The 24,603-nt window shown below is 54.0% G+C and carries 24 protein-coding genes; 8 read left to right on the top strand and 16 right to left on the bottom strand.

Features of this window, described 5'->3' with window-relative positions:
* Positions 1 to 137: 137 nt before the first annotated feature.
* Positions 138 to 704, bottom strand: a complete 567-nt coding sequence (gene gmhB / locus M8370_RS01310; RefSeq protein ID WP_020688563.1) for a D-glycero-beta-D-manno-heptose 1,7-bisphosphate 7-phosphatase — start codon at positions 702 to 704, stop codon at positions 138 to 140.
* A 188-nt stretch (positions 705 to 892) separates the two neighbouring features.
* On the opposite strand from gmhB, the gene metN reads away from it, so the two are divergent.
* From metN to proS, 6 genes are all read left to right on the top strand, one after another.
* Positions 893 to 1,924, top strand: a complete 1,032-nt coding sequence (metN, locus tag M8370_RS01305; protein ID WP_023621751.1) for a methionine ABC transporter ATP-binding protein MetN — start codon at positions 893 to 895, stop codon at positions 1,922 to 1,924.
* Positions 1,917 to 2,570: a methionine ABC transporter permease MetI gene (locus M8370_RS01300; RefSeq protein ID WP_003856130.1), complete on the top strand. Its 654-nt coding sequence runs from the start codon at positions 1,917 to 1,919 to the stop codon at positions 2,568 to 2,570. Before metN ends, M8370_RS01300 begins: the two co-directional genes overlap by 8 nt.
* 41 nt (positions 2,571 to 2,611) lie before the next feature.
* Positions 2,612 to 3,427: a methionine ABC transporter substrate-binding lipoprotein MetQ gene (gene metQ / locus M8370_RS01295; RefSeq protein WP_013095678.1), complete on the top strand. Its 816-nt coding sequence runs from the start codon at positions 2,612 to 2,614 to the stop codon at positions 3,425 to 3,427.
* Between the two features lie 106 nt (positions 3,428 to 3,533).
* Positions 3,534 to 3,938, top strand: coding sequence for an envelope stress sensor lipoprotein RcsF (gene rcsF, locus M8370_RS01290; protein ID WP_023621752.1), 405 nt, complete (start codon positions 3,534 to 3,536; stop codon positions 3,936 to 3,938).
* Entirely contained in the window at positions 3,935 to 4,642 is a 708-nt protein-coding gene (tsaA, locus tag M8370_RS01285) for a tRNA (N6-threonylcarbamoyladenosine(37)-N6)-methyltransferase TrmO (protein WP_020688560.1), read from the top strand. The genes rcsF and tsaA overlap by 4 nt, the downstream gene beginning before the upstream one ends.
* A gap of 111 nt (positions 4,643 to 4,753) precedes the next feature.
* Positions 4,754 to 6,472 carry a proline--tRNA ligase gene (gene proS / locus M8370_RS01280; protein ID WP_038418725.1) on the top strand — a complete coding sequence of 573 codons (1,719 nt, stop codon included), beginning with the start codon at positions 4,754 to 4,756 and terminating at the stop codon, positions 6,470 to 6,472.
* Between the two features lie 49 nt (positions 6,473 to 6,521).
* Here the strand turns inward: proS and nlpE are convergent, their stop codons facing one another.
* The 3 genes from nlpE to M8370_RS01265 are packed head-to-tail and all read right to left on the bottom strand — an operon-like array spanning position 6,522 to position 8,218.
* Positions 6,522 to 7,220 carry an envelope stress response activation lipoprotein NlpE gene (gene nlpE / locus M8370_RS01275; RefSeq protein ID WP_013095674.1) on the bottom strand — a complete coding sequence of 233 codons (699 nt, stop codon included), beginning with the start codon at positions 7,218 to 7,220 and terminating at the stop codon, positions 6,522 to 6,524.
* 33 nt (positions 7,221 to 7,253) lie between these two features.
* A complete protein-coding gene (arfB, locus tag M8370_RS01270; protein ID WP_250020390.1) occupies positions 7,254 to 7,676 on the bottom strand; it encodes an alternative ribosome rescue aminoacyl-tRNA hydrolase ArfB in 423 nt (140 codons plus the stop codon).
* Entirely contained in the window at positions 7,673 to 8,218 is a 546-nt protein-coding gene (locus M8370_RS01265) for a YaeQ family protein (RefSeq protein WP_040022781.1), read from the bottom strand. The genes arfB and M8370_RS01265 overlap by 4 nt, the downstream gene beginning before the upstream one ends.
* Positions 8,219 to 8,414: 196 nt before the next feature.
* Here M8370_RS01265 and M8370_RS01260 point away from each other — a divergent pair, with 196 nt between their 5' ends.
* Together M8370_RS01260 and rof are read left to right on the top strand one after the other, a co-directional pair.
* Positions 8,415 to 8,615 (top strand): YaeP family protein, encoded by a 201-nt coding sequence (locus tag M8370_RS01260; protein WP_250020389.1) that lies wholly within the window; start codon positions 8,415 to 8,417, stop codon positions 8,613 to 8,615.
* Positions 8,602 to 8,862, top strand: a complete 261-nt coding sequence (rof, locus tag M8370_RS01255; RefSeq protein WP_250020388.1) for a Rho-binding antiterminator — start codon at positions 8,602 to 8,604, stop codon at positions 8,860 to 8,862. Before M8370_RS01260 ends, rof begins: the two co-directional genes overlap by 14 nt.
* A gap of 28 nt (positions 8,863 to 8,890) precedes the next feature.
* On the opposite strand, the gene tilS is transcribed toward rof, so the two are convergent.
* From tilS to bamA, 12 genes are all read right to left on the bottom strand, one after another.
* Positions 8,891 to 10,177, bottom strand: coding sequence for a tRNA lysidine(34) synthetase TilS (tilS, locus tag M8370_RS01250; protein WP_250020387.1), 1,287 nt, complete (start codon positions 10,175 to 10,177; stop codon positions 8,891 to 8,893).
* 58 nt (positions 10,178 to 10,235) lie between these two features.
* Positions 10,236 to 10,625 carry a VOC family protein gene (locus M8370_RS01245; RefSeq protein ID WP_250020386.1) on the bottom strand — a complete coding sequence of 130 codons (390 nt, stop codon included), beginning with the start codon at positions 10,623 to 10,625 and terminating at the stop codon, positions 10,236 to 10,238.
* A gap of 65 nt (positions 10,626 to 10,690) precedes the next feature.
* Complete coding sequence (locus tag M8370_RS01240; RefSeq protein WP_029883819.1) at positions 10,691 to 12,823, bottom strand: lysine decarboxylase LdcC; 2,133 nt, start codon at positions 12,821 to 12,823, stop codon at positions 10,691 to 10,693.
* Between the two features lie 100 nt (positions 12,824 to 12,923).
* Positions 12,924 to 13,883 (bottom strand): acetyl-CoA carboxylase carboxyl transferase subunit alpha, encoded by a 960-nt coding sequence (accA, locus tag M8370_RS01235; RefSeq protein ID WP_013095666.1) that lies wholly within the window; start codon positions 13,881 to 13,883, stop codon positions 12,924 to 12,926.
* A 12-nt stretch (positions 13,884 to 13,895) separates the two neighbouring features.
* On the bottom strand, positions 13,896 to 17,378 hold the full coding sequence (gene dnaE / locus M8370_RS01230) for a DNA polymerase III subunit alpha (protein WP_013095665.1): 3,483 nt from the start codon (positions 17,376 to 17,378) through the stop codon (positions 13,896 to 13,898).
* Positions 17,379 to 17,416: 38 nt separating this feature from the next.
* Complete coding sequence (gene rnhB, locus M8370_RS01225) at positions 17,417 to 18,013, bottom strand: ribonuclease HII (RefSeq protein ID WP_013095664.1); 597 nt, start codon at positions 18,011 to 18,013, stop codon at positions 17,417 to 17,419.
* A complete protein-coding gene (gene lpxB, locus M8370_RS01220) occupies positions 18,010 to 19,158 on the bottom strand; it encodes a lipid-A-disaccharide synthase (protein ID WP_250020385.1) in 1,149 nt (382 codons plus the stop codon). Before lpxB ends, rnhB begins: the two co-directional genes overlap by 4 nt.
* Complete coding sequence (lpxA, locus tag M8370_RS01215; protein ID WP_250020384.1) at positions 19,158 to 19,946, bottom strand: acyl-ACP--UDP-N-acetylglucosamine O-acyltransferase; 789 nt, start codon at positions 19,944 to 19,946, stop codon at positions 19,158 to 19,160. The genes lpxB and lpxA overlap by 1 nt, the downstream gene beginning before the upstream one ends.
* A gap of 3 nt (positions 19,947 to 19,949) precedes the next feature.
* Complete coding sequence (fabZ, locus tag M8370_RS01210) at positions 19,950 to 20,405, bottom strand: 3-hydroxyacyl-ACP dehydratase FabZ (protein WP_010426706.1); 456 nt, start codon at positions 20,403 to 20,405, stop codon at positions 19,950 to 19,952.
* A 104-nt stretch (positions 20,406 to 20,509) separates the two neighbouring features.
* Positions 20,510 to 21,535, bottom strand: coding sequence for a UDP-3-O-(3-hydroxymyristoyl)glucosamine N-acyltransferase (gene lpxD / locus M8370_RS01205; RefSeq protein WP_013095661.1), 1,026 nt, complete (start codon positions 21,533 to 21,535; stop codon positions 20,510 to 20,512).
* A gap of 3 nt (positions 21,536 to 21,538) precedes the next feature.
* Complete coding sequence (skp, locus tag M8370_RS01200) at positions 21,539 to 22,033, bottom strand: molecular chaperone Skp (RefSeq protein WP_013095660.1); 495 nt, start codon at positions 22,031 to 22,033, stop codon at positions 21,539 to 21,541.
* 122 nt (positions 22,034 to 22,155) lie between these two features.
* Entirely contained in the window at positions 22,156 to 24,573 is a 2,418-nt protein-coding gene (bamA, locus tag M8370_RS01195) for an outer membrane protein assembly factor BamA (protein WP_013095659.1), read from the bottom strand.
* Positions 24,574 to 24,603 lie beyond the last annotated feature (30 nt).

Below are 24,603 nucleotides of genomic sequence, written 5' to 3'. Positions count from 1 at the left end.
ATCTTCAACCGACCGGGTTGTTTGTGAAGTGATTCACATCCGCCGTGTCGATGGAGGCGCATTATAGGGGGCCTCCGGGGAATGACAAGCGGAAATATGCATTTTTATTTCAACCGCTCATCTTTTCACCAAAAAGCCTATTTTTGGTGCTTTTTGATCGCTTCAGGCAGCTCGGCCAGGCTATTAATCACCCAATCCGCTGCAGTCTCAGCTTCTGGCGTCACGGGTTTGCCGGTGCGAACTAATACTTTGGTACCCACACCCGCCGCGGTTGCCGCCTGCATATCTTCCATTTTATCGCCCACCATATAAGAAGCGGCCATATCAATATGCAGAAATTCCTGCGCCGAGATAAACATCCCCGGGTGCGGCTTACGGCAATCACAGGTCTGGCGATACTCTTCTACCGTTCCCTGCGGGTGATGAGGACAATAATAGATGCCATCAAGATCAACACCGCGGTCGGCAAGAGACCAGTCCATCCATTCCGTCAGCGTTTCGAATTGCGCTTCGGTAAATTTGCCACGCGCGATACCAGACTGGTTGGTGACAACCACCAGCGCATAGCCCATCTCTTTTAGCTGGCGCATGGCATCGATAACGCCCTCGATAAATTCGAACTCGTCAATCTCGTGAACATAACCGTGATCCACATTAATAGTGCCATCACGATCGAGAAAAATTGCGGGTACTGATTTTGCCACCGGTTTGCTCCTGAAAAAGGCGTGTTCAGCTAGTATCTCATGAATCGCAGCGCAATAAAGTGCTCATCGCACAGAGTTGGATTGATTTAGACGTCTGGATGCCTTAACATCCGTTTTGTTTACGGGCATCACCCGTATCTGGCAGACGAAAATGCCACGGCTAACTTACATACGATAAAAATAATCTAATGATTAAACTTTCCAATATCACCAAAGTGTTCCAGCAGGGGAACCGAACCATTCAGGCGCTGAACAATGTCAGCCTGCATGTTCCTGCTGGTCAGATTTATGGCGTCATTGGCGCATCGGGTGCAGGTAAAAGTACACTGATCCGTTGTGTTAACCTGCTTGAGCGCCCAACCCAGGGCAGCGTAGAAGTTGGCGGACAAGAACTGACCGCGCTCTCAGAAAAAGAACTGACCAAAGCGCGTCGCCAGATTGGCATGATCTTCCAGCACTTTAACCTGCTGGCGTCACGCACAGTGTTCGGCAACGTCGCCTTACCGCTGGAGCTCGACAACACGCCTAAAGATGAGGTTAAGCGTCGCGTAACCGAGCTGCTGGATCTCGTCGGTCTGGGTGATAAACATGATAGCTACCCGGCCAATCTGTCTGGCGGACAAAAACAGCGTGTAGCCATTGCCCGTGCGCTGGCAAGCAATCCCAAAGTGCTGCTGTGCGATGAAGCCACCAGCGCATTAGACCCGGCCACCACCCGTTCTATTCTGGAACTGCTGAAAGACATTAACCGTCGTCTCGGCCTGACGATCCTCCTTATTACCCACGAGATGGATGTCGTAAAACGCATCTGTGACTGTGTTGCCGTGATCAGCAACGGTGAACTGATTGAGCAGGACACGGTAAGTGAAGTGTTTTCACATCCTAAGACCCCGCTGGCGCAGCAATTTATTCAGTCCACACTGCATCTGGATATTCCGGAAGATTATCTGGAGCGTTTGAAAACCGAACCCACGACGGACAGCGTCCCGATGCTGCGAATGGAGTTCACCGGTCAGTCCGTTGATGCCCCGCTGCTTTCCGAAACCGCGCGCCGCTTCAATGTGAACAACAACATCATCAGCGCGCAGATGGATTACGCCGGTGGCGTGAAGTTCGGCATCATGCTGACGGAAATGCACGGCACACAAGAAGAAACCCAGGCGGCAATTGCCTGGCTGCAAGAACATCACGTAAAAATAGAGGTACTGGGTTATGTCTGAGCCGATGATGTGGCTGCTGGTTCGCGGCGTTTGGGAAACGCTGGCAATGACCTTTGTATCCGGTTTCTTTGGTTTTGTGATTGGCCTGCCGGTCGGCGTACTGCTGTACGTGACGCGTCCGGGTCAAATCATTGAGAACGCGAAGTTGTACCGTACGCTCTCTGCGTTGGTGAACATCTTCCGTTCTATCCCGTTTATTATTCTGCTGGTATGGATGATTCCATTCACCCGCGTGATTGTCGGCACCTCTATTGGTCTGCAGGCGGCCATTGTTCCCCTGACGGTTGGCGCCGCGCCGTTTATCGCGCGTATGGTGGAAAACGCCCTGCTTGAAATTCCAACCGGGTTGATCGAAGCTTCCCGCGCAATGGGCGCAACGCCGATGCAGATCGTGCGCAAGGTTCTGCTGCCGGAAGCACTGCCAGGCCTGGTGAATGCGGCAACCATTACGCTTATCACCCTGGTCGGTTATTCCGCGATGGGCGGTGCCGTTGGCGCTGGCGGTTTAGGCCAGATTGGTTACCAGTACGGCTATATTGGTTATAACGCTACCGTAATGAATACCGTTCTGGTATTGCTGGTTGTACTGGTTTATCTCATCCAGTTCTCTGGCGATCGCATCGTCCGGGCTGTTACGCACAAATAACGTTACACACAACACAAACTCGACGAGTTAAGGATAAAAACATGGCGTTTAAATTAAAGACCTTTGCTGCAGCAGGCGCGCTGATCGGCTCTCTGGCACTGGTGGGTTGTGGTCAGGACGAAAAAGATCCAAACCACATTAAAGTGGGCGTTATCGTGGGTGCAGAACAGCAGGTTGCTGAAACCGCTCAGAAAGTGGCAAAAGAGAAGTATGGCCTTGATGTTGAGCTGGTGACCTTCAACGATTACGTTCTGCCGAACGAAGCGCTGAGCAAAGGCGATATTGACGCCAACGCCTTCCAGCACAAACCGTATCTGGATCAGCAGATCAAGGATCGCGGTTACAAACTGGTTGCTGTGGGTAACACCTTCGTTTACCCAATCGCGGGCTACTCCAAGAAGATTAAATCGCTGGACGAACTGCAGCCAGGCTCTCAGGTTGCTGTGCCAAACGACCCAACTAACCTGGGCCGTTCCCTGCTGCTGCTGCAGAAAGTGGGCCTGATTAAACTGAAAGACGGCGTTGGCCTGCTGCCGACCGTTCTCGACGTGACCGAGAACCCGAAAAATCTGAAAATTGTTGAGCTGGAAGCGCCACAGCTGCCACGCTCTCTGGACGATGCGCAGATCGCCCTGGCTGTTATCAACACTACCTACGCCAGCCAGATTGGCCTGACCCCGGCAAAAGACGGCATCTTTGTGGAAGACAAAGATTCCCCGTACGTTAACCTGATCGTGACCCGTGAAGACAACAAAGACGCGGAAAACGTGAAGAAATTCGTTCAGGCTTATCAGTCTGAAGAAGTTTACCAGGAAGCCAACAAAGTGTTTAACGGCGGCGCGGTTAAAGGCTGGTAATCTGACCTCAGTGTAATATCATCAAGACGGGCTTCTGCCCGTCTTGTCATTTGTGCAGTCAACTGATTCAATATCTGACGTTTTGATTATCCACTGAGGAATTATTATGCGTGCTTTACCGATCTGTCTTTTAGCACTGATGCTGAGCGGCTGTTCTATGCTAAGCAGATCTCCAGTTGAACCCGTTCAAAGCACTGCAACCCCGCCAAAAGCAGAGCCCGTTAAACCTAAAGCGCCTCGCCCTGCGCCGGTACGTATCATTACCAAAGCCGACGACCTCGTGGGCAAGCCTTTCCGTGAGCTCGGTGAGGTGAGCGGTGAATCCTGTCAGGCTACTAATCAGGACTCCCCACCCAACATTCCGACAGCCCGTAAACGTATGCAGATCAACGCGGCCAAAATGAAAGCTAACGCGGTACTGTTGCACAGCTGTGAAGTCACCAGCGGGACACCAGGCTGCTATCGTCAGGCGGTGTGTATTGGTTCGGCGCTGACCATTTCGGCGAAATGAGTGCCTTTCATTTCGAACAGATAGGCGTTATCCGCTCTCCTTACAAAGAGAAGTTTGCCGTGCCACGCCAGCCGGGTCTGGTCACCAGCGGCAGCGGTGAACTTCACTTGATTGCGCCCTATAATCAGGCCGATGCGGTGCGCGGGCTTGAGGCGTTCAGCCATTTATGGGTTGTTTTTGTGTTTCACCAGACGATGGACGGTGGCTGGCGTCCTACGGTGCGCCCTCCTCGTCTGGGCGGAAATGCCCGGATGGGGGTATTCGCGACTCGCTCAACCTTTCGTCCAAACCCGATCGGCATGTCGCTGGTTGAACTGAAAGGAATACGCTGTCAGAAAGATCAGGTGATACTGGAGTTAGGCAGCCTTGACCTGGTTGATGGCACCCCGGTTATCGACATTAAACCCTATCTGCCTTTTGCCGAAGCGTTGCCAGATGCCCGGGCCAGCTACGCCCAGCAAGCACCGCAGGCGGATATGCCTGTTCACTTTACGCCAGAACTGCTTACGCAAATTGGCCAACTGGAAAAGCGCTATCCCCGTTTGCGGGACTTTATCGTAGACGTTCTGGCGCAGGATCCGCGTCCAGCCTACCGTAAAGAAGAGGAAGCCGGGAAAACCTACGCCGTCTGGCTGCTGGATTTTAATGTCCGCTGGCGCGTGACAGAGACCGGTTTTGAAGTGTTTGCCCTGGAACCCAGGTAATTTTCTTCTCCTCTCTTTTGGCATCTTTGCCACACTGGTAAACTAAACCACTTTTTTGTGTCAGGCTGGCGTTTCAGCCTGTTCCAATCGTCGAAATGGAACCGTAACAACATGCGTACTAGCCAATATCTGCTCTCCACACTGAAGGAGACACCTGCCGACGCCGAAGTCATCAGCCACCAGCTGATGCTGCGCGCCGGGATGATCCGCAAGCTGGCCTCCGGGTTGTACACCTGGCTGCCGACCGGCGTGCGCGTCCTGAAAAAAGTCGAAAACATCGTGCGTGAAGAGATGAATAACGCCGGTGCTATCGAGGTGTCCATGCCCGTGGTTCAGCCCGCTGACCTGTGGCAGGAGAGCGGCCGTTGGGAGCAATATGGCCCTGAACTGCTGCGCTTCGTTGACCGTGGCGAGCGTCCGTTCGTCCTCGGCCCGACGCATGAAGAAGTGATCACCGATCTGATTCGCAATGAGCTGAGCTCTTACAAACAGCTGCCGCTGAACTTCTTCCAGATCCAGACCAAGTTCCGTGACGAAGTTCGCCCACGTTTCGGCGTTATGCGTTCTCGCGAATTCCTGATGAAAGATGCTTACTCTTTCCATACTTCTCAGGAATCTCTGCAAGAGACCTACGACAAAATGTACGAGGCTTACAGCAAAATCTTCTCCCGCATGGGTCTGGATTTCCGTGCTGTGCAGGCCGATACCGGCTCTATCGGTGGTAGCGCGTCCCATGAGTTCCAGGTTCTGGCGCAGAGCGGTGAAGACGATGTGATCTTCTCTGACTCCTCTGACTACGCGGCAAACATTGAATTTGCTGAAGCACTGGCACCAAAAGAACCACGCGGCGCGGCAACCCAGGAAATGACGCTGGTTGACACGCCAAATGCCAAAACCATTGCCGAGCTGGTTGAGCAGTTTGCGCTGCCGATCGAAAAAACCGTTAAAACGCTGCTGGTGAAATCCACTGAAGGCAGTGCATATCCGCTGGTTGCCCTGCTGGTACGTGGTGATCACGAGCTGAACGAAGTGAAAGCTGAGAAGCTGCCACAGGTTGCCAGCCCACTGACCTTCGCAACGGAAGCAGAAATCCGCGCCGTCGTAAACGCAGGCCCAGGCTCTCTGGGTCCGGTGAATATGACTGTGCCTGTTGTGATTGACCGCACGGTTGCGGCGATGAGCGACTTCGCTGCAGGCGCTAATATTGATGGTAAACACTACTTTGGCATCAACTGGGATCGCGATGTGGCAACGCCAGAAGTGGCGGATATCCGCAACGTTGTTGCAGGCGATCCAAGCCCGGATGGCCAGGGCACCCTGATGATTAAACGCGGCATCGAAGTGGGGCATATCTTCCAGCTGGGCGATAAATATTCCCGTGCGCTGAACGCTGCCGTTCAGGGTGAAGATGGCCGTAACCAGATCCTGACCATGGGTTGCTACGGTATCGGGGTCACGCGCGTGGTGGCTGCGGCGATTGAGCAGAACTACGACGAGCGTGGCATTGTCTGGCCGGATAACATCGCGCCGTTCCAGGTGGCGATCCTGCCAATGAACATGCACAAGTCTTACCGTGTGCAGGAGCTGGCTGAGAAACTGTACGCAGAGCTGCGCGCGCAGGGTATCGAAGTGCTGATGGACGACCGTAAAGAACGTCCGGGCGTGATGTTTGCTGATATGGAACTGATTGGTATTCCTCATACCATCGTTATCGGTGACCGTAACCTCGACAGCGACGAGATTGAATATAAATACCGTCGTAGCGGCGAAAAACAGATGATTAAGACCGGTGATATCCTTGATTACCTGGTAAAAGCCATCAAAGGTTAAATAAAAAAACCCCGCTCAGGCGGGGTTTTTTCATGGCGCAAAGCCAGCGTTATTTACTGTTACAGTCTTTGCCTGCCGCGAACTTCGCATCTTTATCTGCCACAAGGGTTTTCACCAACTCGCCGCTATCCGGGTTTGGCTCCAGCGTAAAGTGACCGTCGACCGTCAATAATACCGGCTTACTGTCATTTCCGCGTGCGACCGCATAATCCCGTTCCAGTTGGGCGTTGTTCGCCACGCTCACTTTCTTACCCGTTGCGCAGTCTGTAAAGATGGCCGCATCAGCCATATAGAAATACATGCCCCGCATCGGCATCGGCGTGGCCGGCAGCGCCGCTTTCACCGGAGCCAGCGTGTAGTTGAACTGGGATTCAATCGGGTTGCCTTCACGGTCGAGCATCTCCATCCCCTCGCCTTTGGCGCGGAAATACGTTTTCTCGCCGCTCGTATCGGTCAACACCAGCTTCTCGGCCGTGCGTGCCCATGTCCCGTAAGTCGCAAAAGAGGAGGGTTCTTTCGCGCCCTGATACCGCTGATTCATGACCCACGTACCGTCTTTTTGCAGGAACAGCGACGTCTCAATGCCTTCACAGTCGGCACAAGGCAGTACACCGCGCCAGCTCTGCTGCATTGGCTTTAACTCTTCATTCTGCGTGGGCTGCAGGACCTGCGTTTCCGAACGGTTGTTACATCCGAAAAGCGCAAAGAGCGTACTCACTGCCAACGCTGACCATAATGCTTTTTTCACAATGAATTCCTTATGAAATAGTGTTCCTTTTCGTCAATCCAAAGGGCGACGAACTTTACCGCGTAGTGCTTTCACTGTGGATTTCTGAGCCTTTGACGACAACCGACGCTCTTTCGATGCGCGGGTTGGTCGCGTTGCCCGACGGCTTTTTTGCACCGCAGTTAATTCTTTTATCACCGCCACCAGTCTGGCAATTGCCGCTTCCCGGTTTAACTCCTGGCTACGGTACTCCTGCGCCTTGATCACAATGACACCGTCACTGGTGATCAGATGATGGCTGGCAGCGAGCAGACTTTCCTTATAATACTCTGGCAGGCTTGAGGCCCGAATGTCAAAGCGCAAATGGATAGCGGTTGAAGCCTTGTTAACGTGCTGTCCCCCCGCCCCCTGCGCAAGGATGGCGGTGATCTCCAGCTCATTGTCCGGGATGCTGACGTTTCGGGACAACACGATCATGAAGCAGGCTGCCACGCCGTCAGATGAATTTCCAGATTATTCTGAGAGTCAGAAAGCCAGATTGCGCCGTCCTGGATCGTCGCCTGCAGAGTCATCGTCCGGCTGGCAAATTCGCTCAGCTGCGCCAGTTGTTCATCATCCAGATACCAGACCGTGAGGTTTTTAAACTGACCGCACTTGCTCTTGGTTTGCTGCCACCAGATTTCCGCAGCGCGTTGGTTGTACGCGAATAGCGCCACTTCCGCAGACTGGGTACACGCCTTTTTAAGGCGGCGCTCATCCGGCAGACCAAGTTCAATCCATAAATCGATACCCAGATGATCGTTACGCAGCCAGGCTTCCGGCTCGTCTTCTGCGCTTAAGCCACGGGTAAACTGCAGACGCTCGTCGGCATATTTAATCCACGCCAGCAGGCGCAGCATCATGCGCTCCTGGGTTTCAGAGGGGTGACGCGCCAGCGTCAGTGACGCATCCAGAAACTGGTTGCGGTCAAGGTCAGCCACATTGACCACCGCTTTATAAATTGTCGCTTTCAGCGCCATGGGAGAACTCCTTTCGAATCAGGCGCACATTGTAGCGAAAACAGCGGCAAAAGGCTGTTACGCCGTGATGAATACGGCGCCATCAAGGCTCTGATATTGCTTAAATGAGTATGGTATAGTCACCTTGCTAAACCGAGTTTATCTTCGTAGGCTTAATGATATCTCACAGTAAGTCAGTGCGCTGGCGGGAGGGGATGTGAATAATTATTGTGAGCTAATTCGCAAACGGTATGCGGAAATCGCCAGCGGAGATCTGGGATATGTCCCGGATGCGTTGGGCTGTGTATTGAAAGTGCTTAATGAAGTGGCCTCTGATGAGAGCCTTTCAGAATCGGTCAGGGAAAAAGCAGCGTATGCTGCGGCGAATTTACTGGTGAGCGATTATGTCGATAAATGATACTTATCAACCCATCAATTGTGATGACTATGACAACCTCGAACTCGCCTGCCAGCATCATTTAATACTGACGCTGGAGTTAAAAGATGGCGAAGTGTTGAAGGCGAAAGCCAGCGACCTGGTTTCACGTAAGAATGTGGAATATCTGATAGTGGAAGACGCCGGTGCGACGCGTGAGCTACGCCTGGACAAAATTGCCAGCTTCAGCCACCCGCAAATCGGCACCGTCGTGGTGAGCGAATCCTGATGACACTAACGGGCAGCCTGGCTGCCCGTTACGCTTTCCACTCCAGACTCACGCCCGATTCTGCCCAGCCCTCTTCTGTAATGAACACCCCTGCCGCCGCAATCAGCGTTTCACCGTAAAAAAGTAACGGCGTGGTATCGCGCAACCAGGGCGGCACATTGCACTCCTGCCAGATTTTTTTGAGCTTCCTTCCACCGTTACGTCCGACAATGTGCAGCATACCGCTGGCCTTAAAGCGCACGGTGACCGGTTCATCGGCTTTCGGTAAACGCACATGGCCTGGCGTCTCCAGAGACAAGCTTCCCATATCCAAGGGCAACAGCAGCGGTTTCGCAGGCGATGGCCAGCCGAGCACCACATCTGCAAGCGAGGGGGTCGATTTCACCCACCACAGCTGGCCTTTATAGCGCCTGACGTCAAAACCGTTCAGGTGCACGCACGGCGTTGCATCCTCCCGCGCCTGGGCGACTTCGTCCCAGATACGTCCCAGCATGGCACGCGATGGCATCGTGGCACGGTGAGAGGCCAGCCAACGGCGCAGCAGCGCGGCCCGACGAACCGGACTCATCGCCTCCAGCGGTGCGATCGCCAACGCCCCGTTTACCGAAATCAGTTCAGCCAGTTCTTCACTCAGCAGTTCATCCAGCAGGCTCTCCTGTTCGGCACACAGCAGGGCGCTTCGTGCTGTTGCGTCTGCAAAGTGCGGCCAGCGTGCGGTCAGTAACGGCAAAACACGCAGACGCAGGAAATTACGATCGTAGCCATCGTCCTGATTGCTCTCATCTTCAATCCAGCTCAGCTGATATTGCTGCGCCCAGGCTTCCAGCGATGCGCGCGACTCGCCAAGCAGCGGACGCAATAATTGCGTCCCGGCAAAATCAGAGCGTTCAGGCATGGCGGAGAGCCCCGCCGGGCCACTTCCCCGTTTTAACGCCAGCAAGAAGGTTTCGCACTGGTCGTCAAGGTGCTGTGCCGTGACCAGCGCTTCGCCGGGCTGTAATGCCGCGGTAAATGCGGCATAGCGCGCCTTGCGCGCGTGCGCTTCAATACCGAGCCCCTCATCTCTGAGCACTACCCGTTTAATCTCAAGCGGGATCGCCCAGGCCGAGCACACCGCTTCACAGTGCGCAACCCAGGCGTCGGCGTGAGGACTCAGCCCATGATGGATATGCATCGCCCGGAACTGAACGTCAGCCTGTTGATCGCGCCAGAGTTTGAGGCGATGGAGCAACACCGTGGAATCCAGGCCACCGCTAAATCCCACCAGCAGCTGGCGGTACGGTGAAACGGCTTGCGCAATAGCGGGTAGGGTCATAGAGAATTACACATAAAAAATGCCCGAACAGAGCGGGCATTATCACACAGGATGGCGCTTACTGCTGGTAAAGCTCCAGCGGAAGACCGTCCGGATCGTTGAAAAAAGTAAAACGCTTGTCGGTAAACGGATCGACACGAATCGCTTCGCACTTCACGCCATGTTCTTCAAGATGTTTTACCGTACGGTCAAGATCATCCACGCTAAAAGCCAGATGGCGCAGGCCGCAGGCTTCCGGACGGGACGGACGCGCAGGCGGGAAAGGAAAAGAGAACAGTTCAATGACATACTGCCCGTTTAACGCCAGATCGCCTTTCCAGGAGTCGCGCTCCACACGATAGGCCTCGCTTAACAGCGTAAAGCCCAGAATGTCGCAATAAAAGGCCTTACTTTTGGCGTAATCGGTGGCAATGATCGCAATATGATGAACCTGTTTTAAACCCAGCATAGCTTCTCCTTTTTATGATGCCTGAACGTTACAACCGAAAACCCGCACCTGGCAAGCAGCCACCTTTATTTTAGGACTCGCACCCAGTAAACCCCATTTTCATCACGTTTCGCACCGTGGATATCCGTCTCGAAGCCCGGGTAGTGACGCCCCACAGAACAGAGCATCAGCAGAAAATCGAGCACCGCACGGCTCTCTTCGGTGATCATCTCTCCCGGCATCAGCAGCGGTACGCCCGGCGGATAAGGCAGGATCATATTGGCCGAGACGCGTCCCACCAGATTTTCCAGCTCAACGGTTTCTACCTCCCCTTTCACCTGTCGCTGCCAGGCTTTGTGCGGCGTCAGTTTCATCTCAGGCAAGACGTCAAACGCCTGCAGCATCAGGCGCGGCAGATCGTGCTGGCGGATCAGTTTGTGGATCCCCTGGGCCAGATCCTGTATACGCATATTGCGATAAAAATCAGGATCCTCCGCATAGAGATCCGGCAGCATGTTCTTCACGCGCAGGTTCAGATCGTACGCACGCTTAAACTCCATCAGCCCACGTAGCAGACCCATCGCGCGGGTTTTATCAATCCCAATGCTGAACAGGAACAACAGGTTATACGGTCCGGTTTTCTCCACCACCACGCCGCGCTCATCAAGGAATTTCGCCACCAGCGCGGCCGGAATACCTTCGTCGCTCATGTTACCCTGTTCATCCATGCCCGGCGTCAGGATGGTCACTTTTACCGGGTCGAGGAACATGTGGTCGGCATCGGCATCACGGAAGCCATGCCACTCCTCACCCGGCGCGACTGGCCAGCACTCCGCCTCGTCAATCTCTTCCGGCTGCCAGATATCAAAGAACCAGCCCTCAGCCTCATCTTTTAACCGCTGAACCTCTTTGCGGAAATGCAGCGCGCGCTCCACAGAGCGATTGATAAGACGTTTACCCGGATTGCCGCGCAGCATCGCCGCAGCCGTTTCAATGGAGGCCACCAGCGGATAACTTGGTGAGGTGGTGGTGTGCATCATAAACGCTTCGTTAAACGTCTCTTCGTCGTACTCACCTTTGATATGAATAAGCGAGGCCTGGGAAAACGCAGCCAGCATTTTGTGCGTCGATTGCGTTTCGAAAAACACTTTGCCCGGCACGCGTTCGCCACTCATTCCACTTTTACCCGCGTAGATGGGGTGGAAATTGGTATAAGGCACCCACGCGGAATCAAAGTGGATCGAGGGGACATCCAGCGTCTGTTTGATCCAGTTGGTGTTATACAGCAATCCGTCATATGTGGAGTTGGTGATCACCGCGTGGATCGGCCAGCTTGCGCCGGGGATCGCCGCCACCTTATTTTCTATGGCTGAATGGGTGAATTCACGGCGCGGAATTCCCCCCAGGATCCCCAGCGCGTTACGCGTGGGTGACAGCCAGAGCGGCACGACATCGCTCATCATCAGCAGATGCGCCAGCGACTTATGGCAGTTACGGTCGATGAGTAACGTACTTCCGGCCGGGGCGGCATACATGCCGACGATTTTGTTTGACGTCGACGTACCGTTGGTCACCATATAGCTCTGCTCGGCCCCAAAGGTGCGGGCAATGTACTCTTCGGCTTCCAGATGTGGACCGGTGTGATCCAGCAATGAGCCAAGCTCGGTAACCGAAATCGACACATCCGCTTTCAGGGTGTTGCCGCCGAAGAAATCATAGAACAGACAGCCAACCGGGCTTTTTTGATAAGCCGTCCCCGCCATATGACCAGGCGTGCAAAAGGTGTACTTTCCTTCCTTCACATAGGTAAACAGCGCCCGGGTAAACGGCGGCGTGATGTTATCCAGATACTCGCCGGTATATTGCTGAATGCGGGCCGCAATATCTTCGGCCACGCCGAGTGAGTATTCGAAAAACCACAGCGCCATCCGCATATCCTGGGCACTGACGTCCATGGTCGAGTGGGTATTGATAAACGCATACAGCGGGAGATATTCATTCAGCTTGTTGATATCGCTGCACAGCTCCAGGTCGTACTCATCCCAGTCGAAGATCACGCCACAGATCCGCGGGTTGTGCTCAATGAACTTCAGCAGGTCAGCGCTGTTGTGCGGCCAGATCAGCTGATAGCCACGTGACTGCAGGGCCTGCTCCAGCTCCTTGATGGGCTCATCTTTATAAAAGACGCCGTGTGGCCCCATAATGGCAATAATATTCACGGGCTTCCTCCTTAAAAAACATTAGCTAAGCATAGCCAGGGTAAACCGCAGGTATAAAAAAAGCCGCAACAATGTGCGGCTTTTCAGATAATTGTGAAGCTTACGCGTAACCGTAGGTCATCAGACGCTGGTAACGACGATTGAGCAGGTCTTCTTTGCTCAGCACATCCAGGTCCGCCAGATCGGCCAGCAGTTGCGCTTTCAGGGAAGCGGCCATCACTTCCGGCTTACGATGCGCACCACCCAGAGGCTCAGGGATGACGGTATCGATCAGCTTCAGCTCTTTCAGGCGTGGGGCAATGATGCCCATCGCTTCTGCAGCCAGCGGCGCTTTATCGGCGCTCTTCCACAGGATAGAGGCACACCCTTCCGGAGAGATAACGGAATAGGTGCTGTACTGCAGCATATTCACTTTATCGCCCACGCCAATCGCCAGCGCACCACCGGAACCACCTTCACCGATGACGGTACAGATGACAGGCACCTTCAGGCGAGACATCTCACGCAGGTTACGTGCGATGGCTTCAGACTGACCGCGCTCTTCCGCGCCCACGCCTGGGTAAGCACCCGGGGTGTCGATAAAGGTGATGATGGGCATATTGAAACGCTCAGCCATCTCCATCAGACGCAGAGCTTTACGGTAGCCTTCTGGTGCCGGCATACCAAAGTTACGACGGATCTTCTCTTTGGTTTCACGGCCTTTCTGATGGCCAATGATCATCACCGGACGTCCATCCAGACGAGCGATACCACCGACGATAGCTTTATCGTCAGCGTAAGCGCGGTCGCCTGCCAGTTCGTCAAATTCGTCAAACGCCAGGCGGACATAATCCAGGGTGTACGGACGCTGTGGGTGACGCGCCAACTGGGCGATCTGCCATGCGCCGAGATCGGCAAAGATTTTGCGCGTCAGTTCTACGCTTTTTTCGCGCAGACGATGCACTTCTTCGTCGATGTTAATATCCAGTTTTTCATCCTGACGGCTTACCGCTGTCAGAGAATCGATTTTCGCTTCCAGCTCAGCAATCGGCTGTTCGAAATCAAGGAAATTCAGACTCATAGTATTCCTGTATTAGTCAAACTCCAGTTCCACCTGCTCCGAACCAATGAGGCCACGGAGATCGTTCAGTAAACGATCGCTCGGAGAGACACGCCACGTTGCACCAAAGCGCAACCGCGCACGTGCATCCGCCCTCTGATAGTAGAGATGTACTGGAATTGTCCCCGAGCGGTGGGGTTCCAGAGACTGACGGAGTCGGTTTAAAAGCTGGTCATCAATTTGCCTGTCCGTCAGCGAGATAGCAAGCCCGCGAGCATATTTTTCCCGGGCTTCGTCAATGTCCATCACTTCGCGGGCAGTCATTTTAAGCCCCCCGCTGAAGTCATCAAAGCTGACCTGTCCGCTGACGATAAGTATGCGGTCTTTTTCCAGCAATTGCTGGTATTTATCCAGCGCGTCGGTGAATAACATCACCTCCAGACGCCCGGAACGGTCATCCAGGGTACAGATGCCGATACGATTGCCGCGCTTGGTGACCATAACCCTTGCAGCAATCACGAGCCCCGCAGCCGTGGTGATTTTACCACGTTCTGTCGGATGCATGTCTTTCAGCCTGTAGCCTCCGACATAGCGCTCAATTTCTTTGATGTACTGATTGATCGGGTGCCCCGTCAGGTACAAGCCTAACGTTTCACGCTCACCATCCAGCACCACCTGTTCTGGCCACGGCAGACAGCTGGCGTAAGACTGCTCGATCTGCTCTGGCTCTTCCGCCAGCACGCCGAACATGTCCGCCTGGCCAATGGCTTCCGCTTTTGCATGCTGATCCGCGGCTTTCAGCGCGTCGCCAAGCGAGTTCATCAGCGCGGCGCGGTGCGGCCCCAGCCTGTCGAACGCACCGGACATAATCAGTTTTTCCAGCACGCGGCGGTTCAGTTTTTTGGTATCGGTGCGGGCGCACAGATCAAACAGCTCGCGGAAATAACCACCGTTATTACGCGCTTCGATGATTGCCTCGATCGGCCCTTCACCTACGCCTTTGATCGCGCCGATCCCGTACACGATCTCTCCGTCGTCGTTAACGTGGAAATGGTAAAGACCCGAGTTAATGTCCGGCGGCAGGATCTTCAGTCCCATGCGCCAGCACTCATCCACCAGGCCAACCACCTTCTCGGTGTTATCCATATCGGCGGTCATTACCGCCGCCATAAATTCAGCGGGATAGTGCGCCTTCAGCCACAGGGTTTGATACGACACCAAAGCATAGGCGGCAGAGTGCGATTTGTTAAATCCGTACCCGGCGAATTTCTCCACCAGGTCGAAGATTTTCATTGCCAGCTCGCCGTCAATGCCGTTTTTCTTCGCGCCGTCTTCAAAAATAGAGCGCTGCTTGGCCATCTCCTCCGGCTTTTTCTTACCCATTGCACGACGCAGCATATCCGCGCCGCCGAGGGTATAGCCGGAGAGCACCTGAGCAATCTGCATGACCTGTTCCTGATACAGGATGATGCCGTAGGTTGGCTCCAGTACCGGCTTCAGGCTTTCATGCTGCCACTGAACGTCCGGGTAGGAAATCTCTTCCCGACCATGCTTACGGTCGATAAAGTTATCTACCATCCCCGACTGCAGCGGTCCCGGACGGAACAGCGCCACCAGTGCGATCATATCTTCGAAGCAGTCAGGCTGCAGACGTTTAATCAGATCTTTCATGCCGCGGGATTCAAGCTGGAAGACCGCGGTGGTCTCCGAGCGCTGCAGCATGTCGAAACTTTTCTTGTCATCCAGCGGGATGGCCGCGATATCCAGCGGCGGCTCGCCGTTCTTCTCGCGGCGGGCGTTGATCATCTCCAGCGCCCAGTTGATGATGGTAAGCGTACGCAGACCGAGGAAGTCGAACTTCACCAGCCCGGCGTATTCAACGTCGTTCTTATCAAACTGGGTAACCGGGTGCTGCCCCGCTTCGTCACAATAGAGCGGCGCAAAGTCGGTAATTTTGGTCGGGGCGATAACCACACCACCCGCGTGTTTACCGGCGTTACGCGTGACGCCTTCCAGCTTACGCGCCATGTCGATCAGCGCTTTGACTTCTTCGTCAGCTTCGTAGATTTCCGGCAGCTGCGGCTCGGCTTCAAACGCTTTTGCCAGCGTCATCCCCGGATCGGGCGGCACCAGCTTAGAGATGCGATCGACGAAGCCGTACGGATGCCCCAGCACGCGGCCCACGTCGCGGATAACCGCTTTCGCCGCCATCGTACCGAAGGTAATGATCTGCGAAACCGCGTCACGGCCATACATATCCGCCACGTGCTCAATAACCTGGTCACGTTTTTCCATACAGAAGTCGACGTCGAAGTCGGGCATGGAGACACGTTCCGGGTTAAGGAAACGTTCGAATAGCAGGTCAAATTCCAGCGGATCGAGGTCAGTGATCTTAAGCGCATAGGCCACCAGTGACCCGGCACCGGAACCACGTCCTGGACCAACCGGCACGCCGTTATCCTTCGACCACTGGATAAACTCCATTACGATCAGGAAGTAGCCCGGGAAGCCCATCTGGTTGATAACCTGAAGTTCGATATCCAGGCGCTCGTCATACTCCGGACGGCGTTTTTTACGCTCTTCTTCATCCGGGAAAAGGAATTCAAGACGTTCTTCCAGACCTTCTTTGGATTTCATGACCAGGAAGTCTTCCGTGGTCATTTCCCCGGTCGGGAACTGCGGCAGGAAATACTCACCCAAACGCACGGTAACGTTACAGCGCTTGGCGATTTCAACGCTGTTTTCCAGCGCTTCCGGGATGTCAGAGAAGAGTTCACACATCTCCTCTTCGCTGCGCATGTACTGCTGAGCAGAATAATTACGCGGGCGCTTCGGATCGTCGAGGGTGAAGCCATCATGGATCGCCACGCGAATCTCGTGAGCGTCGAAATCCCCGGCCTCAAGGAAGCGTACATCGTTGGTTGCCACCACGGGCAGCCCGCGCGCTTCCGCAAGCGCCACAGCGGCATGGAGATAACTCTCTTCATCCGGGCGACCGGTGCGGATCAGCTCCAGATAATAACGATCCGGGAAGTACTCTTCATAGAATGATACGCACTGATCCACCAGCGCACTATTGCCGCGCAGCAGGCATTTGCCCACATCACCCATGCGGCCGCCGGAGATCAGCAATAACCCTTCGTTCAGCTCCGCCAGCCAGTCCCGGTCAATCCATGGCCCCAGGGCGCCGTAGCCTCGCTGGTAGGCTTTGGAGATAAGCAGGGTGAGATTCTGATAACCCGTGTTGTTCATCGCTAACACGGAAATTTGCGTCATTTCGTCGCCGAGCAGTTCGCTCTGCACATGAAAATCAGCTCCGACGATGGGTTTCATCCCCGCGCCATGCGCCGTTCCGTAGAACTTCACCAAACCACACAGGTTGGTAAAATCGGTGATCGCCAGCGCAGGCATACCCAGTGAGGCCGCCTTTTTTACCAGCGGCCCGGTTTTCGCCAGCCCATCGATCATGGAGTAGTCGCTATGCACCCGCAGGTGTACGAAACGTGGTTCAGCCATCTTCAGATTCCGCGTTACTTAATTGCTTGCGTATTGATTCAGGACACCAGTCCCAGCGCGCGTTTCACCGGGCCAAAACTGCGCCGGTGGTGCTCGGTTGCGCCATGTTCAGCCAGCTTTTCCAGGTGGAAGGCTGTAGGATACCCTTTATGCTGAGCGAAGCCATACTGAGGGTAAGTGAGATCCAGCGCGGCCATTTCAGCATCGCGAGTCACTTTGGCAATAATAGAAGCCGCACTGATTTCCGCGACCCGGCTATCCCCTTTTACTACCGCCATGGAAGGCACAGGTAATGCAGGGCAACGGTTGCCGTCAATAAGAACATACTCCGGGGCAATTTTCAGCCCCGCCACCGCACGCTGCATCGCCAGCATTGTGGCATGCAGGATGTTCAGCTCGTCAATTTCATGCGGCTCAGCACGCCCAAGGCTCCAGGCTAATGCTTTTTCCTGAATCTCATCAAATAACGCCAGTCGGCGCTTTTCTGAAAGCTTTTTGGAGTCATTCAACCCGATAATCGGACGGGCCGGATCGAGGATCACCGCCGCGGTCACAACAGCGCCCACTAACGGGCCACGGCCCACTTCGTCCACACCCGCAACAAGGTGGGTGTGAGGATAAATAAATTCCATCATCTTGCTAACTCCAGCACCGCATCAGCCGCTTGCTCATCGGCATTACAGCGGATCTGCTGATGCAGTTCGCGGAACGTATCATGCATCTGGTGGCTGGTCTTGCCGTTGGCAAGCAGCGGTAGCAGCGCATCGGCCAGCGCCTGAGGCTGACATTCGTCCTGCAGAAGCTCTTTCACCAGTTCACGCCCGGCGAGCAGGTTTGGCAGCGAAACGTACTCCGTCTTCACCAGGCGTTTGGCCAGCCAGAAGGTGAACGGTTTCATGCGATAGCCTACCACCATCGGACATTTCGCCAGCATGCACTCCAGGGCTGCCGTACCGGAGGCCAGCAGCGCGGCGTCGCTCGCAACCATCGCCTCACGGCCTTTTCCATCCAGCAGATGGATGTGAAGATCCGGTGCAACCTCGGCTTTGATACGCTCAAACTGCTCCCGGCGCTTGGCGTTCACCAGCGGCACAACCACTTCGAGATCGGGATAGGTATCGCGCATAATTTGCGCGGTTTTCAGGAAGTCCGCGCTAAGCATCTCTACTTCTGCGCCACGGCTACCCGGCAGAAGAGCCAGACAGTGCGCATCGTGAGGGATCCCCAGCACGTCACGCGCTGCGTTTTTATCCGGATCCAGCGGCATCGCATCCGCCATGGTATGCCCGATAAAACGGCACGGAACGTTAAATTTGTCGTAAAACGCTTTTTCGAAAGGCAGGAAAGCCAGCACCAGATTGGTTGACCGTCCGATTTTGAAAACGCGTTTCTGTCGCCACGCCCAGACGGACGGACTGACGTAGTGAATTGTTTTAATGCCCTGCTTTTTCAGATTCCCTTCGAGGGTAATGTTGAAGTCAGGCGCATCGATACCGACAAAGACATCGGGTTTGAGCTCGGTGAAGCGGCGGGTAAGATCGGCGCGGATATGCAGCAGACGACGCAGTCGCCCCAGCACCTCAACAATGCCCATCACGGCCAGCTCTTCCATTTCGTACCAGGCTTCGCAGCCTTCAGCCTGCATTAGCGGGCCTGCAACGCCAACAAAGCGAGCATCAGGTACGCGAGCCTTAAGCGCGCGGATAAGACCGGCACCAAGAATATCGCCGGAGGTTTCTCCGGCGACCAGGGCTATCGTAAGCGGACGACTGTCGACCATTAACGAATCAGACCCCTTGTGGAACGGTCAAAGAATTCCATGAACGCGTTCACTTCAGGGTGCTTTTCCGCCAGTTCGGCAATTTCCGGCTTCGCCTCTTCCAGCGTTTTGCCGCTACGGTACAGTAACTTATACGCGTTGCGGATAGCCGTAATCGCTTCGCGACTAAAGCCACGACGCTTGAGGCCTTCGATGTTCACGCCGAATGGCGTGGCATGGTTGCCCTGCGCAATTACATACGGTGGGACGTCCTGCGCCACACCGGAGCATCCGCCGACCATCACATGTGCACCAATGATGCAGAACTGATGGACTGCGGTCATACCGCCAATAATTGCGAAATCATCAACCGATACGTGTCCTGCCAGCGTTGCGTTGTTGGCAAGAATACAGCGGTCACCTACGGTACAGTCGTGCGCGATGTGCGCATTAACCATAAACAGGTTATCGCTGCCCACCTTCGTCAACCCACCACCCTGTACTGTTCCACGATGAATCGTGACGCTTTCGCGGATACGGTTACGATCGCCAATTTCCAGACGGGTCGACTCACCAGCATATTTTAAATCCTGGTTAACTTCGCCGATGGAGGCGAACTGATAGATCTCATTGTTGTTGCCAATGGTCGTATGACCATTCACGACAACGTGAGATTTCAGTACTGTACCCTCACCAATTTCGACATGGGGACCAACAATACAGAACGGGCCAATGTGGACATTAGCACCAATAATGGCGCCGGTTTCCACAATAGCGGTAGGATGAATAAAGGCAGATTTATCAATCACGTATCAGGACTCCCGGCTACGAGCACACATCATCGTCGCTTCGCAAACAACTTTGCCGTCAACCAGCGCTACGCCTTTAAAGCGAGTCAGGCCACGACGCGTTTTTTCAAAAGTGACTTCCATGATCATCTGATCACCAGGCACAACAGGGCGCTTGAAGCGCGCTTCATCGATACCCGCGAAGTAGTACAGTTCACCCGGCTCCAGTTTGCCTACGCTTTTAAACGCAAGGATACCGGTAGCTTGTGCCATCGCTTCCAGGATCAACACACCCGGGAAGATGGGTTTACCAGGGAAGTGCCCCTGGAAGAATGGCTCGTTAACGGAGACATTTTTCACTGCGCGCAGAAAACGACCTTCTTCAAAATCCAGCACACGGTCTACCAGCAAAAACGGGTAGCGGTGCGGCAGAAGTTCTAAAATCTCTTCAATATGCAGAGTATGAGTGTCGGTAGTCAAAATACTCTTCCTGTCAAAATGTACTGATTAGCAATAATAACACGGCCTGCCGGTTTAAAAGAAAGCCGACAGGCCGGGAAATTAAGCGTTAAAAAGATGAACGCTTAGTCTTGTTGATCGATCTTACGCTCAAGGGACTTGAGTCGCTTGCTCATATCATCAATATTCATCACCAGAGCTGCTGTTTTACGCCATACCTTGTTAGGTTGCAGCGGGATGCCTGAGGAATAGACGCCTGGCTCAGTGATAGGACGCATTACCATGCCCATTCCCGTCACGGTGACCTTGTCGCATATTTCCATATGACCATTGATCACGCTGGCACCGCCAATCATGCAGTAACGGCCAATTTTCAGGCTGCCTGCCATGATGACGCCACCTGCAACCGCGGTATTGTCGCCAATCACAACGTTATGCGCAATCTGGCACTGATTATCGATAATAACACCGTTGCCGATAATGGTGTCGTCAAGCGCACCACGGTCAATGGTGGTACAGGCTCCGATCTCAACGCGATCGCCAATGATAACGCGACCAAGTTGCGGGATCTTAACCCAATTACCACGATCGTTAGCGTAGCCAAAACCGTCAGAACCAATCACTGTGCTGGACTGAACGAGGCAATTTTCGCCGATTTCAACTTCGTGGTAGACGGACACATTGGCCCACAAACGGGTCCCGGCGCCGATTTTTGTGTTTTTCCCAACGAAGCAGCCCGGGCCGATGACGACGTTATCGCCCAGAACGACGCCAGACTCGATCACGGCATTTGCGCCGACTGCTACGTTGTTACCCAGCTGAGCCGTCGGATCGATTGCTGCACTGGCAGCAATGTTTTGCGCCGGCTGCGGCGTGGTATCAAGAATTTGTGCCATGCGAGCATACGTCAGGTAGGGATTTTTCACTACCAGTGCCGCACCAGTGGCAAACGGAAGATCGTCCTGCGTCAGAACAACAGCCGACGCCTGGCATTGAGCCAGATGTTCACGGTACTTAGGGCTTACCATGAAGGTAATATTGCCAGCTTTAGCAGATTGCATGGACGCAACAGCGGTGATGACGATATCGCCATCACCGTGTAATTCTGCATCCAACTGCTGAGCTAAATCAGCCAGTCGAATTGAAGGCATTACTTATTTAACCTGTTTCAGAACATCAGCGGTGATGTCTTTAACATCGCTGCTGTTGAAAGCAACGGCGTTCGCATCAACAACCAGATCGATGTTCTGATCGGCAGCAACTGCTTTAACAGCAGTCTGAATGCGAGTCACCAGCTTGCCACGCTCTTCGTTAGAACGACGCTGACGATCCTGCTCGAAAGCCTGCGCTTTCTGGGAGAACGTCTGGCGCTGAGCCATTACGTCTTTTTCCAGTTTGCTGCGCTCGCTTGATTTCATGGTAGAACCATCACGCTGCAGACGCTGCATTTTGGACTGAAGATCGTTTTCCATACCCTGCAGTTCGCTTGCACGGCCTTTGAATTCGTTTTCCAGAGTCGCAGAAACGCCAGTTTTCTGTGCAACCTGCTGGAACAAATTACCCATGTTGACGATTGCAATTTTGTCTGCTGCCTGAGCAGAAGTTGCCATCGCTAAACCGAGACCTGCAGCTAATAACCACTTTTTCACAATTAACTCCTTACCATCCCATTGGCACCAGAAGGTACCGTTCTTTGCGTGGCAAGGCGATCGTTTTACCGATCGCCGGTTGTCAGCGCTACACTGCCAACGCATTCCTTTGCAGCGGAGAATTACCAGGTTTTACCAATGTTAAACTGGAATTGCTCCGACTTATCTCCATCATATTTCTTAAACGGCTGGGCGTAAGAGAAGACCAACGGCCCCAGCGGTGACATCCATTGTAATGCGATACCTGCAGACATGCGAATATTGCCCGGATCGCTGTAGTCTGGAACACCTGCCGCACGCATCTGGGCAGTGTTCTCCCAGTTGGTATCCCACACGGTACCGGCATCCCAGAAGAAGGACGTACGGACTGAGTTCGCGTATTTATCACTGATGAATGGCGTTGGCGTGATGAACTCAAGGCTCGCCACGGCCATGGCGTTACCGCCTACCGCATCATCAGAGCTACAAACCTGTTTTGGATCCCGGCTTGCGCAGTTATCTTCGTCATTACCGCCGTAATAAACCGCTTTCGGACCAATGTTATTGGACTGGAAGCCACGAACGGTACTGGAACCACCGGCGTAGAAGTTCTCATAGAACGGCATCTCTTTGCCGCCTAAACCATCGCCATAGCCCCAACGGGTACGACCCAGAACCACCCACTTATGATCGTCATCGATCGGGAAGTACGAGGCAGTATCGAGCGTTAACTTGTAGAACTCGTTATCAGAACCAGGAATAGTCACTTTACCATTCAGGTTGACACGAGAACCTTCCGTTGGGAAGTAACCACGGTCAAGGCGGTTATACGTCCAGCCGTAGTTGAAGGTGAAGTCATCCGCCGCAAAACCGTTGTTATCGCTGGAGGTGCTCGCCGACTGGCCGATAGAGTCGAGATAACGCCACATTGCCACCTGCGGTTGCATATTGGACAGGTCGTTATGCACGTAACCCAAGCCCGCACGCAGGGTGTTGTATTCGTTAACCGGGAATCCAAGCGTACCGTCTACACCGTAGCTCTTGTTGGTGTACGAGGACAGATCCGCGTCGTCTGCTTTAAAGTCGTTATAGAAGATACGACCACCCAGGCTCACACCGTCGACGGTGAAGTATGGGTTAGTGACAGAGAACTCAGAGTAGGTCTGGTAGTCGTTTTTGGTACCGTTGATACCCACCGAGTAACCCGTACCCAGCCAGTTATCCTGCTGAACGCCAACCTGGAAGCTCACGCCGCTTTCAGTACCGTAGCCCACACCGAAGTTAAAGCTACCGGTATTACGCTCTTTCACTTTGTACACGACATCAACCTGGTCCGGGCTGCCCGGCACACGCTGGGTATCGGTATCAACCGTTTCAAAATAGCCCAGACGGTTCAGACGCTCTTTACCCTGGTCAACGAGGTCGCTACCCAACCATGCCCCTTCCATCTGGCGCATTTCGCGACGCAGAACGGAATCTTTGGAGGTGTCGTTACCTTCGAAGCGGATCTTACGCACGTAGAAACGGTTGCCCGCATCAACGTTGACGTGAAGCTTAACGGTTTTATCCGCGTCGTTGATTTCCGGCTGAGTTTGCACACGCGGATAGGCATAACCATAACGGCCGAGCAGCTTTTTAATGCCGTCTTCCATTTTGGTTACTTTAGAACCGCTGTACAGATCGCCTGGCTGAATTTTGGTCAGCGATTCGATCTCGGCAGAATGCCCCGCCAGGTTGCCACTTACTTCAACACCCGAAAGCTTGTACTGATCGCCTTCTGTGATGTTAATCGTAATGTAGATCCCTTTCTTGTCCGGGGTCAGACTCACCTGAGTCGAGTCGATGTTGAAACGGGCATAACCGCGATCCAGATAGTAGCTGCGCAGGGTTTCGAGGTCGCCCGCCAGTTTCTGTTTCTGGTATTTGCGATCGCCCACCACGTTCCACCACGGCACTTCGTCACGCAGCTGGAAGGTGGAGATCAGTTCGTCGGTAGTAAACGCGTGGTTCCCGACGATGTTGATCTGTTGGATCTTCGCCGAGACGCCTTCCTGGAAGACCAGCTTCAGGTCAACACGGTTACGCGGCAGCGGAGTCACCACCGCTTTCACGCTGGCGCTGTACTTACCGACGCTGTAATAGAAGTCTTCCAGACCTTTTTCAATGTCTGAAAGGGTGGTGCGGTCCAGAGATTCCCCCACACGAACACCGGATGCTTCAAGGTTTTGCTTGAGCATGTCATCTTTCACCGACTTGTTACCGGAGAAAGTGATACTGGCGATCGTTGGACGTTCTTTTACCTGAACCAGCAGCGTATCACCATCGCGCAGGACGCGGACATCCTCAAAGTTGCCTGTGGCAAACAGAGCACGGATGGTGTTACTGATGTCATCATCATTAACCGTATCGCCGGGGCGCACAGGCATACTGAGGAGGGCCGCACCAACGGCGACACGCTGAAGGCCTTCGAAATGAATGTCTTTCACTACGAACCCGTCAGCACCGTATACGGTGGCGCTGCTAAACAGCAGCGACGCTATGAGCAACTTTTTCATCGCCATCGTTATTATGCGTTCTTCCTAACTAACTCT

The organism is Enterobacter cloacae complex sp. OE43NF (assembly GCF_023544405.1).
Classification (GTDB): Bacteria; Pseudomonadota; Gammaproteobacteria; order Enterobacterales; family Enterobacteriaceae; genus Enterobacter; species Enterobacter cloacae.
Note: the sequence above shows the minus strand (reverse complement) of the source record. Positions and strands in the feature narration are given on the sequence as shown.